Below are 15386 nucleotides of genomic sequence, written 5' to 3'. Positions count from 1 at the left end.
GTTGAGCGGTTGCACGCTGGTGGTGACCCTCGAACCCTGCACGATGTGCGCGGGGGCGGCGGTGCTCGCCCGGGTCGACCGCATCGTGTACGGCGCCGCCGACGACAAGGCCGGCGCGGTCGGGTCTCTGTGGGACGTGGTGCGCGACCGGCGGCTGAACCACCGTCCAGAGGTCGTTCTCGGGGTCCTCGCCGCGGAGTGCGCGGCCGTTCTGCACGACTTCTTCGCCGACCGACGTCAATAAAACCGGCATTTGGTGCATATCAGACGATGGCCGCGCGCGAACAAGGGCTCGGATCCGGTAGGCTGCTCGGCGGTGGAGTCGCCTAGTGGCCGAGGGCGCACGCCTCGAAAGCGTGTGATGGGGCAACCTATCCGTGGGTTCAAATCCCACCTCCACCGCCACAGCGAAAGGCCCCCGGACCTCAGGGTCCGGGGGCCTTTCGCATCTCCGCGGCTTCCTGGTGGCCGCTCTCGGGCGGCTCGCACCCATCCGCGCCCGGCCTGGGGCCGAGCGGAGCGACTCGTGCAGCGGAGCGCGGAACGGACGGCTGCGAGCCGCCGCCTCAGAGCTTCTGGAAAGGCTCGGCGTAGACGAACGAGCCGCGGATCGCCGAGCTGTAGGCGGTCAGCGGGCGCGCCTGGAAGTGGAGGTCCCACCCGGGGTCCGGCGGGATGACGCCCAGCTCGGTGGCGCGGCGGAAGCCGAAGCGCGGGTAGTAGTCGCGGTGGCCGAGCAGTACGACGAGCGGCTCGTCGAGCGCGTCCGCCGCTCCGAGCACGGCGTGCATGAGCGCGTGCCCGACGCCGCGACGCTGGTGCTCCGGGAGCACCCCCAGCGGGCCGAGGCCGAGCACGGGGACGCCGTCCACGAAGGCCCGGGTGCAGACGACGTGCCCGATGACGCCGCCGTCCGCCGCGGTGGCGACCAGCGAGAGCGGGGGCGACCAGGCGTCGCAGTCCCGCAGCGCCTCCACCAGGCCCGCCTCGACGGTGCGGGCTCCGGGCGCGTCGGCCTTGGCGAAGGCGGCGTCGTGCACCCGCCGGATGGCGGGGGCGTCCTGTGGAAGTTCACGTCTCACCAGCATCCGCCCAGGCTCGCCATTCGGCCCGGCCCGGTCAACCGAATTACGCCTGCCGGACCGGCCGGCGGCCTGGGTACGAGTTGGGCGGACTGTTCACCTATCCGGCCACCTGCGGTCCCGGTTTTCCGGGTGATTCCCCACATTCATCGCAGGCGCTCTGCTTTGGGCTCCTGGTCATCGGACCGGCGCTATTGGGCCCCCATCTCGTCCGCGGCGGGAGCGACGCCGCCGGAGTCGTCCACTTGCAGCACCCGCGCGTGCAGAACGGAACGCTGGTGCAGGGCCGCGCGCAGGGCGCGGTGCAGGCCGTCCTCCAGATAGAACTCACCGCGCCACTGCACCACGTGCGGAAACAGATCTCCGTAGAACGTGGAGTCCTTGGCCAGCAGGGAGTGCAGGTCGAGCACCGCCTTCGTGGTGATCAAAGAGTCGAGCCTGACCTGCCGGGGCGGAATCTGTGCCCATTCGCGATGCGACAGGCCATGCTCGGGGTACGGGCGGCCATCACCGACTGACTTGAAGATCACCCTATGAGTTTAAGAGAGTTTTCCGGCATCGCATGCTTCAGCGGGTCGGTGCTGAAGCATGCGATCACCTCAGATGCCCCCGGAGAAGGTGTCGCACTTTCCCGGATCACCCGAGGTGTAGCCGGTGCTGAACCACTTCATCCGCTGCTCGGAGGTGCCGTGGGTGAACGCCTCCGGATCCACTCGGCCCTGGGCCTTCTCCTGGATGCGGTCATCACCGACGGCCGCCGCCGCGTCCAGCGCCTCCTGGATGTCGGTCTCGGTGAAGGGCTTCTCGTAGAAGCCGGTGTCCACGGCGTTCTTGGCCCAGACGCCGCTGTAACAGTCCGCCTGCAACTCCAGCCGGACCGAAGCGCTCTGAGCGCCCTGCTCGTCGCCCTGGACCCGCCCCATGGTCCCGAGGAGATCCTGCACGTGGTGGCCGTACTCGTGGGCGATGACGTACGCCTGCGCGAAGGGCCCGCCCTTGGCGCCGAACTTGCTCTGCAGTTCGTCGAAGAAACTCAGGTCGAGGTAGACGCGCTTGTCGCTCGGACAGTAGAACGGGCCGACCTGCGAGGAGGCCTGACCGCAGCCGGTGTCCACCGCCTGGCTGAACAGCACGGTCCGGGCAGGCGAGTACGAGCCGCTGCCGCCGCTGTCGAAGGCGTCGTTCCAGTACGCCTGGATGCTGTTGACGACGCCCACCACGCGGCAGTTCTCCGACTGGTCGGCGTCCGAGCCCTTCTTGCACTCCTGCGACAGGTCGGAGGTCGGCTGGACGCCTGTGGTGTCACCGCCGCCGGTGATGTCGCCGGGGTTGATCCCGAATATCAGGGCGGCGATGAGGGCGATGATGCCCGCCGCGCCTCCTCCGATGGCCAGCCCGCCACCGGGAAAGCCTCCGCCGCCTCGGTTCTCGACCTGGGAGGCGTCGAGTTTGACATCGTCACGGAAGTCCATCGGCCCGTTTCCTTCGCTCGGTCCGGGGGTTTCGTCCGTTCCTGCTGCCCTCCAAGGAAACGATCATGCGTCACCCGGGAAGATCCGCAGGTGAGGATGGTGCGCGGCGAACGTGACACGTGCCAATGCCGGTCCCTGCGTTGCCGGCACCTCCGCTCCGCGGGAGGGTCAAGGGCCGCACTGGCGAGCGCCAACGGACGGCCGTGTTCGGTCGTGCGCGGGCACCGGTTCCGTGATCGCGGACGACGGCGCGGCTAGCGTGACCAGCGAAGATCACTGCTGGTGATACCGGGGGTTGCCGTGGGTTTCCGTAACGAGGTCCCGCCGCCACGCCGCGACGACGACGCCCCGCGGGAGTGGGACGAGGGCGCGCCGCAAGGACGGGACGATGAGCCGGCTCCGATGTGCGACATGCCGCCTCCGGCATACTTCGTCCGCAGTCTTCCGATCATGCCGGTGATGGCATGGCTGCGGACGTGGGCCACCGCGCGCGGTCCGTTCGTGGCGGGTCTGGTGCTCGCTTTCGCGGCCGGTGTCGGCGTCGCCCTCGGCCTGCGCCCCGCCTGCACCCCCACCCCCGGCGCCGCCCCCGTCCCCGCGCCACCACCTCCCGCCACCACGGGTTGGGTGTTGAGAAGCACACGATGACGGCATGGAGACGCGGAACAGCTTCGGGAGGCCGCGGAAGCCGATGGCGGCGGGTGGACCAGGAGACGACGAGGCATCCGATCCGTGAGATCGAACCTGAGAGCGTCTGGTGCCGAGGCAAGTCGTCAGGGAATGGCCTTGGACGGACAGGCGCCGGCCGACCGAGACGGGAACTGAGACGGAAATGCACGAAGGCCCCGGTTGGATCGACCGAGGCCTTCGTGTTCTTGCTGCTCAACCAAGCGCGGAGGATAGGAGATTCGAACTCCTGAGGGGTTGCCCCCAACACGCTTTCCAAGCGTGCGCCCTAGGCCAACTAGGCGAATCCTCCGTCGAGAAGCTTACCGGACTCTGGAGGGCGTCGAGACCATGCGGAGGGCGACGAAACGGTCTCGGTCTTCCTGCCAGGGCTGCCCCGAGCACTGCCGCGCACGGCTAGACTGTCATCGGACCCCTCGCACGGCGTCATCCTGTGAACCTCCCCAGGGCCGGAAGGCAGCAAGGATAAGCGGGCTCTGTCGGGTGTGCGAGGGGTCTCTTCGCTGGGAGCCTCAAGGCGGTGTGGTCCGATGATCACGACGATCTACGCATATGACCCTCAGGGCGCTCCGGTGACCAGTCACTCCGACCCCCTAGGCGAGGAGACGGCATGAGTCTCGCTCTCTACCGCAAATACCGGCCTGGGACGTTCGCCGAAGTCAAGGGTCAGGAGCACGTCACCGAGCCGCTGCGGCAGGCGCTCAGCACCGGCCGCATCAACCACGCATACCTGTTCAGCGGCCCGCGCGGCTGCGGCAAGACCTCCAGCGCGCGCATCCTCGCCCGCTCGCTGAACTGCGAGAAGGGCCCGACGCCCGACCCGTGCGGCGAGTGTGAGTCGTGTGTCGCGCTCGCGCCCACCGGGCCGGGGCACCTGGACGTCATCGAGATCGACGCCGCCTCGCACGGTGGCGTGGACGATGCCCGCGACCTGCGTGAACGCGCCTTCTTCGCTCCCGTCTCCGCGCGCTTCAAGATCTACATCATCGACGAGGCGCACATGGTGACCCGCGAGGGGTTCAACGCGCTGCTCAAGCTCGTCGAGGAGCCCCCGCCGCACCTGAAGTTCGTCTTCGCGACGACCGAGCCGGAAAAGGTCATCGGGACCATCAAGTCCCGCACCCACCACTATCCCTTCCGGCTCATGCCGCCCGCGACCCTGCGGCAACTGCTGGAGGAGATCCTCGGCTCCGAGTCCGTGCCGTACGAGCCGGCCGCGCTTCCCCTGGTCGTGCGCGCGGGCGCCGGGTCGGCGCGTGACTCGCTGTCGATCCTGGACCAGCTCCTGGCAGGTGCGGACGAGTCCGGCATCACCTACGCGCGAGCGGTGTCCCTGCTGGGATACACCGACGGAGGGCTGCTCGACGAGATCGTCGCGGCGTTCGCCCGGCGGGAGGGAGCTGCGGTCTTCCAGGCGGTCAACCGGGTGATCGAGGGCGGCCACGACCCGCGCCGGTTCGCGATGGACCTGCTGGAACGTTTCCGCGACCTGGTCATCCTCGCCAACGTCCCCGAGGCGGCGGGCAGCGGCCTGCTGGATCGTCCCGCGGACGAGCTGGAGCGGCTGGCCGAGCAGGCCGCGTCGATGGGCCCCGCCGAGTTGACCCGGGCGGCCGAGGTGTTCAACGCCGGCCTGACCGAGATGCGCGGCGCGGCCTCTCCGCGGCTGATGCTGGAGCTCATGTGCGCCCGCGTCCTGCTGCCGGCCGCCGACCAGGGCGAGACCGCGCTGCTGACCCGCCTTGAGCGGCTCGAGCGCGGCGGCCTCGCCACCATGGCCGTGCAGCCGGCCGCCGCGGTCCCCCCTCCGGGCGGGATGGCCGGCGCGGTGCCCGAGCCGCCGGACGCCGGGGCGCGCCCCTCGCAGCCGGGTCAGTCGAGGCAGGCGGCGCCGGGTCAGGGGCAGCAGGCCGAAAATCGTCCGCCCGCCGTGCGTGCGCCCGCGGACGACTGGCCGGCGCCCGCACGCACCGGCGCACCCCAGGTCGCCACCCAGAGCAACGGGGCTCCCCCCGCGCAGGCGGCGGTGCCTGCGGCACCATCGGTCCAGGCCGGGGCCGGCGCTCTGCAGCACACCTGGCCGCAGATTCTCGACGTGCTCAAGCAGCGCTCGCCGGCGGTCTGGGCGAACGTCAACACCAACTCGCAACTGGCCGGCGTCGAGGGCAACACCGTCACGCTCGGGTTCACCCAGGTCGGCGCCATGCGCAACTTCGTCAACGGCGGCAAGGACGCCGTCGTCGCGGCGGCCATCGCAGCGGTGATGGGCGGCACCTGGCGCGTCGAGGCCGTCGTCGGCAACGCGCCGGCCGGTGCCGCCCCCGCGGCTCCCGCGCGCAGCGCCCCGGCGCCGAGGACGACCCCCGCGCGTCAGGAGAGCGCCCCGGCGCCGCAGCAGCCCTCGACGGCGGCGGTGGCCGCCCCCGCGCAGAATCCCGCGCAGGGCCGTGCGCAGGCCCCGGCGCAGCGGCCGGCCGTCGCCCCGGCTCCGTCCGACGAGCCGTGGCCGGACGCGCCGCCTCCCGACGACGAAGGTCCCGGCCCCGGGCACTCCACCTCGGGTACGGGGTTCGCCGCTGCCCGTTCGGCCGCTCAGGCCGCGGCGCAGGCGGGCCCACGGCAGGCCGCCGCGGCGGGCTGGCCGGACGCCGTCCCGCGCCGTACGGGGCCGGCGACGGTGGAGGCCGACGAGGTCGACCCGGACAACGACGCGGACGCCGACACCGACGCGCTCACCGGCATGGCCTTGGTCGCGCGCGAGCTCGGCGGCCAGGTCATCGAGGAGATCGACCACAGCTAGTGCGCCGTCCACGAAGGTTGACCGGGTCGGACGCCGTAGCCGGCGCCGGCATCGCCGTACCACCACCCGCCGACCCGGCGCCGATGACATCCGGCACATGGCCGGAACGTGGAGTCGCGCCCCAGTGAACGTATGCGGTCACCGCACTAGCGCGGTGATCAGCGGGTGGACGGTGGGGCGTTCAAGTGGTCTTGGGGTGATACATGCCGGTGCTTGACGCCGTGGCCGTGCCGCTTCTGCGACGCTGGAGTCGCCCACCGGGGCGGAGGGATGCGACCAGCGCCAGTGCAACATCCGTGGCAAACCCCGTAGGCTCGTGCCACACGCGAAGCCATGAGGAGCGCACGATCGTGAATCCAGGTGATGTCAACCTGCAGCAGTTGCTCGAGCAGGCGCAGCTCATGCAGCAGCAGCTCGCGACCGCACAGCAGGAGCTCAACGACGCCGAGGTCGAGGGGACCGCGGGCGGCGGCCTGGTCGTCGCCACGGTCAACGGCAGTGGCGAGCTGCTGGAGCTGAAGATCAGCCCCAAGGCCATCGACCCCGGAGATCCGCAGGAGACCGCCGACACGATCGCCGACCTGGTGATCGCTGCGGTACGCGACGCCGTCCGCGCGGCGGCCGACCTCCAGCAGGAGAAGCTCGGCCCGCTCGCCCAGGGCCTCGGCGGGGGCGGATTCCAGCTTCCGGGGTTCTGACCGACATGTACGAAGGGGTGGTCCAGAACCTGATCGATGAGCTGGGCCTGCTGCCCGGCGTCGGTCCCAAGAGCGCGCAGCGGATCGCCTTCCATCTGCTGTCCGCCGATCCGGCCGACGTCAAGCGGCTGGCGCACGTCTTGCTGGAGGTCAAGGAGCGGGTCCGGTTCTGCCGCGTGTGCGGGAACGTCGCGGCCGAGGAGGAGTGCCGGATCTGCCGGGACACCCGGCGCGACCCCCATGTGATCTGCGTCGTCGAGGAGTCCAAGGACGTCGTCGCGATCGAGAAGACCCGCGAGTTCCGCGGGCGCTACCACGTGCTGGGCGGGGCGATCAGCCCGATCGAGGGAGTGGGCCCGGACGATCTGCGCATCCGCGAGCTGATGGCGCGGCTGGCCGACGGGCAGGTCACCGAGCTGATCCTCGCGACCGATCCGAACCTCGAAGGGGAGGCGACGGCCACCTATCTCGCCAGGTTGGTCAAACCGATGGGTTTGAAAGTGACACGATTGGCCAGCGGTCTGCCAGTGGGCGGAGACCTCGAGTACGCCGATGAGGTCACCTTGGGCCGCGCTTTCGAAGGACGGAGGCTGCTGGATGTTTGACGAGTGGAACGCCATGGCGGATCGCATCGCCGCGCATGCCCAGAACTATCTCGACGGTCTGACCAGGCTGGCGAGCGGCGAGGGTGGTGACGCCATGTTGCCGATGCTGCTCGTCGAGGTCTCCCAGGTCAGCCTGGCGGGTGCTCAGCTCGGGGCGGCCGAGGACGTCATCCTGCAGGGTAACTTCGAGCCGGCGACCGGTCCCGATCCCGATCTCGACGGCGTGCGTACGGAGCTGGCCACCCGTCTCGGTCCGGTGGACGTCTACGCCGAGGTCTTCGACCCGTACAAGGACACCGTGGTGACCGCCTACCGGCTGTCGGACGACCTGGCGGCCGTCGCGGCCGATCTGATCCACGGTCTCGGCCACTACCGCGCGGGGCGTCCGCTGGAGGCGCTGTGGTGGTGGCAGTACTCCTACTTCAACACCTGGGGCAACCACGCGGGCGCGGCGATGCGCGCGTTGCAGGCCCTGGTCGCCCACACCCGGCTGGACGTCGTGGAGGAGACGACGCCGGCCTGATGACGTCCGGTGGGCCGGTCTCGCACTCGAGGCCGGCCCCCTCGCATCCCGTCGGCCGCCCTGGGTTTCTCCGCGGATTTTCCGGGGCGACAGGCCGGCGAGTTTTCCACAGATTCTGGCTTTTCACAGGTCACTGGTGCTGGTTGTCCACATGCTGGGCTAAATAAGTGGGTGCTCCAGGTGCCGCCAGTAGACTGTGAGCTCCGCATACTGAACCTTTGGGAGACATCCCGTGGCGCTCGTTGTCCAGAAATACGGTGGTTCCTCCGTCGGCGACGCCGCCCGCATCAAGCGGGTGGCCCAGCGGATCGTCGCGACGAAAAAAGCCGGCAACGACGTCGTGGTCATCGTCTCGGCGATGGGCGACACGACCGACGAGCTGCTCGACCTCGCCCAGCAGGTGAGCCCGGTGCCCCCGGGGCGCGAGCTCGACATGCTGCTCACGGCGGGCGAGCGCATCTCGATGGCGTTGCTCGCGATGGCCATCGCCAACCTGGGTCACGAGGCGCGCTCGTTCACCGGCTCCCAGGCCGGCGTGATCACCGACTCCACCCACGGCAAGGCGCGCATCATCGACGTGACGCCGGGCCGCATCCAGGAGGCCGTCCGCGCCGGGCAGATCGCCATCGTGGCCGGCTTCCAGGGCGTCTCCCAGAACACCAAGGACATCACGACGCTCGGCCGGGGTGGCTCCGACACCACGGCGGTGGCCCTGGCGGCCGCCCTCGCGGCCGACGTCTGCGAGATCTACACCGACGTGGACGGCATCTTCACCGCCGATCCGCGCATCGTCCCCGCCGCGCGCCAGATCCCCCGCATCTCCTATGAGGAGGCGATGGAGATGGCGGCCTGCGGCGCCAAGATCCTGCACCTGCGCTGCGTGGAGTACGCCCGGCGGTTCGACCTGCCGATTCACGTCAGGAGCTCGTTCAGCAGCAGGGAAGGCACATGGGTCGTCTCCGATCCCGACACTGAAGGAACCGAGATGGAGCAGCCGATCATCTCCGGCGTCGCGCACGACCGGAGCGAGGCAAAGATCACTGTCGTCGGGGTGCCCGACAAGGTCGGAGAGGCCGCGGCCATCTTCCGGACGCTCGCGAACGCCGAGATCAACATCGACATGATCGTGCAGAACATCTCGGCCGCCACCACCGGGCGCACCGACATCTCCTTCACCCTGCCCGCGGCCGACGGCGCCGCCGCCCTGACCGCGCTCAAGCGCATCCAGGAGCAGATCGGGTTCGAGAAGATCCTCTTCGACGACCAGATCGGCAAGGTGTCGCTGGTCGGCGCCGGCATGCGCTCCCACCCCGGCGTGACCGCCACCTTCTTCGGCGCGCTGGCCGACGCGGGCGTCAACATCGAGATGATCTCCACCTCCGAGATCCGCATCTCGGTCATCGTCGGTCAGAACGAGGTCGACTCGGCGGTCGCCGCCGCTCACCGGGCCTTCGACCTCGACGCCGACCAGGTCGAGGCCGTGGTGTACGGAGGCAGCGGACGATGAGTGAGCAGCACACCGGTGATAGGAGCGATCGGGCAGTGAACGCCAAGCCGACCCTGGCCGTCGTGGGCGCCACCGGCGCCGTCGGCACCGTGATGCTGGACATCCTGTCCGGCCGCCCCGACGTCTGGGGGGAGATCCGCCTCATCGCCTCGCCCCGTTCCGCCGGCAAGAAGCTGGTGGTCCGTGGCCGGGAGGTCGAGGTCATCGCGCTCTCGCCCGAGGCGTTCGACGGGGTCGACGTCGCGATGTTCGACGTGCCCGATGAGGTGTCCGCGGAGTGGGCGCCGGTCGCCGCCTCCCGTGGAGCGGTCGCCGTGGACAACTCCGGCGCCTTCCGCATGGACCCCGACGTGCCGCTCGTGGTGCCCGAGTGCAACCCCGAGGCGATTCGCCGGCGGCCCAAGGGCATCATCGCCAATCCCAACTGCACGACCCTGTCGATGATGGCCGCCCTCGGCGCGCTGCACCGGGAGTACGGCCTGCGTGAGCTGGTCGTCGCGTCCTACCAGGCGGTCTCCGGCATGGGCGTGGCCGGCCCCGAGCGGCTGTACGACGAGATCGCCGCGGTGGCGGGCAACCGCACCATCGGCACGGTGGCCGGCGATGTCCGCAAGGCCGTGCCCGACCTGGTCGGCTCGCCGTTCCCGGCTCCGCTGGCGTTCAACGTGGTGCCGGCCGCGGGCTCGCTCAAGGAGGACGGCTGGTTCTCCGAGGAGCTCAAGGTCCGCAACGAGTCCCGCAAGATCCTCGGCATTCCCGACCTCAAGGTCTCGGCGACCTGCGTCCGGGTGCCTGTGGTCACCACCCACTCGCTGGCCGTGCACGCGACCTTCGCCGAGCCGGTGAGCGTGGCGGCAGCGCGCGCGGTGCTCGAGGCGGCCCCGACGGTCGTCGTCCTGGACGACCCGGCGAACAACGTGTTCCCGACGCCCGCCGATGTCGTCGGCACCGACCCGACCTACGTCGGGCGCATCCGCCAGGCGCTGGACTTCCCCAACACGCTCGACATGTTCGTGTGTGGCGACAACCTCCGCAAGGGGGCCGCGCTGAACACCGCCGAGATCGCCGAACTGGTCGCGGCCGAGCTCACCGCCGGCTGAACCCACCGGTCCACCGCGCACCGGCCATGGGTGAACCCGTGGCCGGACCGGTGGACCACCGGCCGGCCCGATCGCCGGCACCGGCAGCCGGACCGGTAAGGCCTCGCGCGCACGGCCCGGCCTGTGCTCCAAGCAACCCCGGCGCCCTCGTGGTGTTCGACGCCACCTCGCCGGCGCGCTGGGAACAGCATGGGGCCGTCGCGGCGATCGGCCGATCCGGTTGTGATCCATCCGGCAACGGAGCGGTTCGCCCGTCTGCGCCCATGACCCGTCATGAGCCGAGTCCGCCGGTCACAGCACCGCGTGACGCCGGGCCCTATGACGGGGCCAGGCCTTCCTCCCGTTCGGCGATCCGGACGCCGGGACGCCGTGACGCGCCTCGTACGGCCACCAGGCGGGTCACCGGAAGGTGATGTCCCAGTGGCTCGGCTCGTTGGCGTAGATCATGCGGCCCTGCGGGCGGTTCTCGTAGTAGAGCCGGGCGCCGTCGCCGCGTACCGGTCCGGCCTGCTTGCGTCTGATGAACCGGTCGATGCACCGGTTGTGCGCCACGTCGATCTTGTAGCCGGTGCCGTGACTGCGCGGACCGCCCGCGTGGCCGGTCTCGGTGCCTCCCGTGACGAGGATGTCGCAGCCGCTGCGGCGCTTGAGGTTGACCAGGCCCCACAGCGTCTGCAGCCGTACGGTCGCCAGGGAGGTGCACGAGGACCGGTGCCGGCTCACGCAGTTGCCCGACGACCGCCACCGCAGGCCCGCGTGCCGCATCCGGCGCGCGGCCGGGGCGTGCGGCAGTCGCAGCGCCCCGAACGCCAGATGCTGCCGCCAGAGCACCGGGGCGACCATGCCGGTGGCCAGAACCCGCCGCCTAGCCGCCAGGCGTGCCGTCAGAGCCCGCCGCGCCTTGGCCGCCTGGCGTGCGGGCAGAGCCCGCCGTGCCTTGGCCTGACGTGGAGGCAGCGCGCGTGCCTTGGCGGCCTGGCGTACGGCCGGAGCACGGCGCGCCGTGGCCGAGTGACGCGCGATGGCCTGCTTCGCGATGGGCTTGTGCCGTGCGACCTGCTGTACGCGGGGTGTCCGCCGCGCCGCCCGGGACGGCGCCGCCTCGGGTGAGGCCGGTCGCATGACTTCCGCCGCCTCTCGTGCCGTCGTCTCGGGCATGGTGGGCGTCCGCTGGGCGGCTCCCTGCACGCGGGTGGTCTCCTGCGCGGCCCGCGGTGCGGCGGAGACGGCGGAGGCGCCGGTCGTCGCTGTGGTCCGCAGGGCGGGCGCCTCCCGCTTGCGCACGCTCGCCCGGGAGGGTGTGGCTCGGCGGACGGCGGCGGGGATGAGCCTGGCCGACCCCGCCGGGACGATCACCTGGGGTGCGCCGGCGTCGGCCGGCAGGCCGGTCACCGCGCCGGACGACGTCGCCTGGAGGCCGGCCGCGCCGGTCCTGACGGACGACGGCTCGGCGGCATTCGCGTCCCGCGTACGGGCCGGGAGGCTCCGCGCGGTGCCGGTGGCACCGCGTGCCGCGACGGAGGCCAGGACCGCGGTGTACCGCGCCGCGCCCGCGCCGGACCGTGCGGCCGCAGCCTCGGCGCCGGTGGTACGCGCGCCCGCCGGAAGCCGGGACGTGCTCGTCTCGGCGCGCAGGTCGTGCAGCCGGGTCGCCGTGGCCCCGGGGTGTCGCTGGTCCGGCGCGTGACGGGGACCCGCCACGCCGCCCGGCCGCGAAGCCGCGGCGAAGGCCGGTGCCGTGTCCAGCGCCGTCACGGTGATCTGCACGGTGAGCACCGCGCAGGCACCGAGCCACGCCGCTCCCCGAGTGCATGGATGTACACCCATAGTGATCCTCTGTCGCAGGGCGCCCCTCCGCCAAGGAGATCTATCCCACCCGCGCAAAGTGCTGACTCCACTACTCTGCGTGTTTTTGCGGGAAATTGGCGGGCAAGCTGTGCGTCTGTGACCATGGGCCGCTCCGGGCCGTACAGTGGCCACGTGGCGGAGTCGGCGCCGAGGGCGCGCGGGGGAGAGAAGACCAGGGAGGTCATCGTCGAGACGGCTCTGCGCCTGTTCCGGGAGCGGGGATACGAGGCGACGACGATGCGGGCCATCGCCGCCGAGGCGGGGGTCTCCGTGGGCAACGCCTACTACTACTTCTCCTCCAAGGAACAACTGGTCCAGGCCTACTACGACCGGGCGCAGTGCGAGCACGAGGCCGCCTGCCGGGAGCTGCTGGTGACCGAGCGCAGGTTCGCGGCCCGGCTGAGCGGGGTGCTGCGCGCGTGGGTGCAGGTCTCGGAGCCGTATCACGCGTTCGCCGTGAAGTTCTTCAAGCACGCCTCGGAGCCGAGCAACCCGCTCAGCCCGTTCAGCGGCGAGTCGGCGCCGGCCCGCGAGGCGGCCATCGCGATCTACCGCGAGGTCGTCGAGGGCTCCGCCGACCGCATCGACGCCGAGCTGCGTAAGGAGCTTCCCGAGCTGCTGTGGCTGTCCTCGATGGGCGTGGTGCTGTTCTGGGTGCACGACACCTCGCCGGGATGCGAGCGTACGTACCGCTTGATCGAGGTCATGGTCCCGCTGATCGATCGGCTCGTGGGCCTCTCCCACCTGCCCGGGCTGCGCGGGGTGACCAAGGACTTCATCACCGCGATGCGCGAGCTGCGCGCCTGACCCCGCTACGGGGCCGTCCGCGGCCGAGCGGGCCGGGGGAGGAAGCTCGCCGTCCCGGCTCACCCGTGTCATGACCGGCCGGGAGATGACGGCAGCGGGCCACACCGGACGAGGTGACGAGCCGTTCGCGCCAGGGGACGGGAGGGCCGGTCCGGTGCGGGGCAGGCGCACGTCGAGAACGGCGTGACGATCACTGTGCCGGTGCCGATCGGGGGGGCGATGCGTCCCGCGATCCGGCGTCCGCCACACGTCGCGCTGGTAGGGCCCGGCCCACGCCGGCTGCTCGTCCTGACCCGTTCGATGCCGGGGCGGAATCCAGTGGCGCGGCTGGAGGGCGGGTGGAACCTGGTGGCACGGGCCGTGCGTTATGGGGGTGCGGGGAGGGGTAGTCGCGATGGTCGACGAGTCCGACCTCGTGTGCGTCCCTGGCACAGACGGAGGTGGCCCCATGAGCAAGGCTTCCCGCGCGGCCGCGGCCTACCGCGCCTATCAGGAGGTCAACCGGCCCGGTTCGCCGGGGCTGATGGCACGGGTGCGGGCGCTGCCGAGGATGATCGGCGGCGCGTTGCGCGGTGAGTACTCCGAGCTGGGCAAGGGCAAGCTGGCCCTCATGGGGCTCGGTGTGCTCTACATCGTCTCGCCGGTGGACGTGCTTCCCGACTTCCTGCCGGTGATCGGTGTGGCGGACGACTTCGGCGCGTTCCTGTGGCTGATGTCCTCCCTGCTCGGCGAGAGCGGCCGCTACCTCGACTGGGAGCGCAAGCGGGTGCGCGGCGAGGTCTCCTGACCCGTCTCGCTCCCAAGGCCCGGCCCGGCCTGCTCGTGGCCGTGTGGCGCCCTGGAGCGGCCCGCCCGGCTGGTGAGGGCCGGGCGGGGGTGTCAGTCTTCGCCTTCCCTCAGGAGCCAGGCCCGGGAGGGGAGGGGGTGGCCGAAGAGACGGGCGGCGTTCCCGTAGGCGACCCGGCCGATGTCGGCCGGGGGCAGGCTGCCCAGGTTGCGGGCGAGCGCCTGCTGGACGTTCGGCCAGGTGGACTCCGAGCGGGGGTAGCCGCTCTCGAGCAGGACGTGCTCGAGGCCGACCGCCAGCCGCACCCCGGACAGGGCGTAGTCGTCCAGGGTGCCGAAGTAGAAGTTGCGGCGCAGCACCTCGCTCGGCTTGAGGCCGCCCTCCCAGGTGGCCTCACCCGCGACCGGGTGGTCGAGGGCGTAGTCGGCGCGTGAGGCGAGCATGGGCAGCCAGCCGACGCCGCCCTCGACGATGAGGATGCGCAGCTTGGGGAAGCGCAGCGGGATGCCGGACCAGAGCCAGTCGGCGCAGGCGAACATCGCACTGGCCGGGATCATGGTGGTGATGGCCTCGATCGGGGTGTCCGGCGAGGGCACCGGTGACCAGGACGAGGCGCCGGTGTGCAGGCAGACCACGGTGCCGGTCTCTTCGCAGGCCGCGAAGAACGGGTCCCAGTGACCGGTGTGGATGGACGGCAGCCGCAGGCGGGTCGGGAACTCGGGGAAGACCACCGCCTTGAACCCGCGGGCGGCGTTGGCCCTGATCTCCTTGGCCGCGACCTCGGGGTCGGGCAGCCAGGGGAGCTGCAGGGCGATGATGCGCTCGGGATAGGTGCCGGCCCACACGTCGCAGTGCCAGTCGTTCCAGGCGCGGGTCAGCGCGAGGCCGAGGTCCTGGTCGCGGGTCTTGGCGAACGCCATGCCCGACTGGACGCCGAGCATGCCGGGAAAGCTGAGGGCGGCCCAGACCCCGGCGATGTCCATGTCCTTGATGCGTGCCTCGATGTCGTGGAACCCGGGCCGCATCTCCTCGTAGCGCATGGGCTCGAGCGTCCACTGCTCGCGTGGCAGGCCCGCGCCGGCGTCTATGCCGGCGGCCGAGTAGGTGGCACCTCCGTACCGCCACACCTGATGGCCCGCTTCGGTCTCCACGACCTTGGGGGCCATGTCGACGTACCTCTCGGGGAGCCGGCCCTCGAAAAGGTCCGGTGGTTCGATCAGGTGATCGTCGACGCTGATGATCACGTAATCTCGCCGCCTCGGCTCGGGGTCAGGGGGCAGCGACAGGTTCACAGGGAAAACCGTATGCCGCAGGAATAACACGAGACAAGCTGGGAGGTCTCCGGTTGGTATCCGTTCGCACGCGTAGCGGTGTACGGCGTCGTGAGAGCCCTTACCGAAAGCGTGACGATTACGACAAGTAGCCAGTCATCGGGCGTGGTGCACCGGTGCCGAACGGTGCTGGCGCACC

14 protein-coding genes, 2 tRNA genes and 1 other RNA gene are annotated in these 15386 nt (G+C 70.9%); 11 read left to right on the top strand and 6 right to left on the bottom strand.

All coding sequences use genetic code 11. The features are described 5' to 3' along the window. Positions 1-244: nucleoside deaminase (locus IEY93_RS38555; RefSeq protein WP_229691414.1), on the top strand; the 244-nt coding region annotated here is incomplete at its 5' end. A gap of 71 nt (positions 245-315) precedes the next feature. Next, a tRNA-Ser gene (locus IEY93_RS24040) sits at positions 316-405 on the top strand. 161 nt (positions 406-566) lie between these two features. Here IEY93_RS24040 and IEY93_RS24035 read toward each other — a convergent pair. The 4 genes from IEY93_RS24035 to IEY93_RS24020 form a co-directional block, all read right to left on the bottom strand. Next, positions 567-1088, bottom strand: a complete 522-nt coding sequence (locus tag IEY93_RS24035; RefSeq protein WP_189165372.1) for a GNAT family N-acetyltransferase — start codon at positions 1086-1088, stop codon at positions 567-569. A gap of 185 nt (positions 1089-1273) precedes the next feature. Beyond that, a complete protein-coding gene (locus tag IEY93_RS24030) occupies positions 1274-1612 on the bottom strand; it encodes a type II toxin-antitoxin system VapB family antitoxin (protein ID WP_189165371.1) in 339 nt (112 codons plus the stop codon). Positions 1613-1681: 69 nt separating this feature from the next. Continuing rightward, complete coding sequence (gene ypfJ, locus IEY93_RS24025) at positions 1682-2554, bottom strand: KPN_02809 family neutral zinc metallopeptidase (RefSeq protein ID WP_189165370.1); 873 nt, start codon at positions 2552-2554, stop codon at positions 1682-1684. 893 nt (positions 2555-3447) lie between these two features. Next, positions 3448-3533 (bottom strand) — tRNA-Ser (locus IEY93_RS24020). A 115-nt stretch (positions 3534-3648) separates the two neighbouring features. On the opposite strand from IEY93_RS24020, the gene ffs reads away from it, so the two are divergent. The 7 genes from ffs to IEY93_RS23985 all read left to right on the top strand — a co-directional run bounded on the left by ffs (position 3649) and on the right by IEY93_RS23985 (position 10474). Further along, an RNA gene (gene ffs, locus IEY93_RS24015) (signal recognition particle sRNA small type) lies at positions 3649-3744 on the top strand. A gap of 107 nt (positions 3745-3851) precedes the next feature. Further along, complete coding sequence (locus IEY93_RS24010) at positions 3852-6041, top strand: DNA polymerase III subunit gamma and tau (RefSeq protein WP_189165369.1); 2190 nt, start codon at positions 3852-3854, stop codon at positions 6039-6041. A gap of 350 nt (positions 6042-6391) precedes the next feature. Further along, complete coding sequence (locus IEY93_RS24005; protein ID WP_189165368.1) at positions 6392-6739, top strand: YbaB/EbfC family nucleoid-associated protein; 348 nt, start codon at positions 6392-6394, stop codon at positions 6737-6739. Positions 6740-6744: 5 nt separating this feature from the next. After that, entirely contained in the window at positions 6745-7344 is a 600-nt protein-coding gene (gene recR / locus IEY93_RS24000) for a recombination mediator RecR (RefSeq protein ID WP_189165367.1), read from the top strand. Continuing rightward, complete coding sequence (locus IEY93_RS23995) at positions 7337-7867, top strand: DUF5063 domain-containing protein (protein WP_189165366.1); 531 nt, start codon at positions 7337-7339, stop codon at positions 7865-7867. Before recR ends, IEY93_RS23995 begins: the two co-directional genes overlap by 8 nt. A 232-nt stretch (positions 7868-8099) precedes the next feature. Continuing rightward, positions 8100-9374 (top strand): aspartate kinase, encoded by a 1275-nt coding sequence (locus IEY93_RS23990; RefSeq protein WP_189165365.1) that lies wholly within the window; start codon positions 8100-8102, stop codon positions 9372-9374. Between the two features lie 35 nt (positions 9375-9409). After that, positions 9410-10474, top strand: a complete 1065-nt coding sequence (locus tag IEY93_RS23985; RefSeq protein ID WP_268241581.1) for an aspartate-semialdehyde dehydrogenase — start codon at positions 9410-9412, stop codon at positions 10472-10474. Between the two features lie 399 nt (positions 10475-10873). On the opposite strand, the gene IEY93_RS23980 is transcribed toward IEY93_RS23985, so the two are convergent. Further along, positions 10874-12301: a hypothetical protein gene (locus tag IEY93_RS23980; RefSeq protein ID WP_189165363.1), complete on the bottom strand. Its 1428-nt coding sequence runs from the start codon at positions 12299-12301 to the stop codon at positions 10874-10876. Between the two features lie 153 nt (positions 12302-12454). Here IEY93_RS23980 and IEY93_RS23975 point away from each other — a divergent pair, with 153 nt between their 5' ends. Together IEY93_RS23975 and IEY93_RS23970 are read left to right on the top strand one after the other, a co-directional pair. Beyond that, a complete protein-coding gene (locus IEY93_RS23975) occupies positions 12455-13129 on the top strand; it encodes a TetR/AcrR family transcriptional regulator (RefSeq protein ID WP_229691413.1) in 675 nt (224 codons plus the stop codon). Between the two features lie 448 nt (positions 13130-13577). After that, on the top strand, positions 13578-13916 hold the full coding sequence (locus IEY93_RS23970) for a YkvA family protein (RefSeq protein WP_189165362.1): 339 nt from the start codon (positions 13578-13580) through the stop codon (positions 13914-13916). A gap of 92 nt (positions 13917-14008) precedes the next feature. Here the strand turns inward: IEY93_RS23970 and IEY93_RS23965 are convergent, their stop codons facing one another. Then, positions 14009-15208, bottom strand: coding sequence for an amidohydrolase family protein (locus IEY93_RS23965; RefSeq protein ID WP_229691412.1), 1200 nt, complete (start codon positions 15206-15208; stop codon positions 14009-14011). Positions 15209-15386 lie beyond the last annotated feature (178 nt).

It is taken from the genome of Sphaerisporangium melleum (genome assembly GCF_014646695.1).
In the GTDB taxonomy this organism is placed as follows: domain Bacteria; phylum Actinomycetota; class Actinomycetes; order Streptosporangiales; family Streptosporangiaceae; genus Sphaerisporangium; species Sphaerisporangium melleum.
This window is presented reverse-complemented; position numbering and strand designations above follow the sequence as displayed.

Excerpts from the sequence above, each read along its gene's own strand:
- recR (WP_189165367.1), top strand. The coding sequence starts at position 6,745 with ATGTACGAAGGGGTGGTCCAGAACCTGATCGATGAGCTGGGCCTGCTG.
- IEY93_RS23995 (WP_189165366.1), top strand. The coding sequence starts at position 7,337 with ATGTTTGACGAGTGGAACGCCATGGCGGATCGCATCGCCGCGCATGCC.
- IEY93_RS24010 (WP_189165369.1), top strand. The coding sequence starts at position 3,852 with ATGAGTCTCGCTCTCTACCGCAAATACCGGCCTGGGACGTTCGCCGAA.
- IEY93_RS23980 (WP_189165363.1), bottom strand. The coding sequence starts at position 12,301 with ATGGGTGTACATCCATGCACTCGGGGAGCGGCGTGGCTCGGTGCCTGC.
- IEY93_RS23970 (WP_189165362.1), top strand. The coding sequence starts at position 13,578 with ATGAGCAAGGCTTCCCGCGCGGCCGCGGCCTACCGCGCCTATCAGGAG.
- ypfJ (WP_189165370.1), bottom strand. The coding sequence starts at position 2,554 with ATGGACTTCCGTGACGATGTCAAACTCGACGCCTCCCAGGTCGAGAAC.
- IEY93_RS24035 (WP_189165372.1), bottom strand. The coding sequence starts at position 1,088 with ATGCTGGTGAGACGTGAACTTCCACAGGACGCCCCCGCCATCCGGCGG.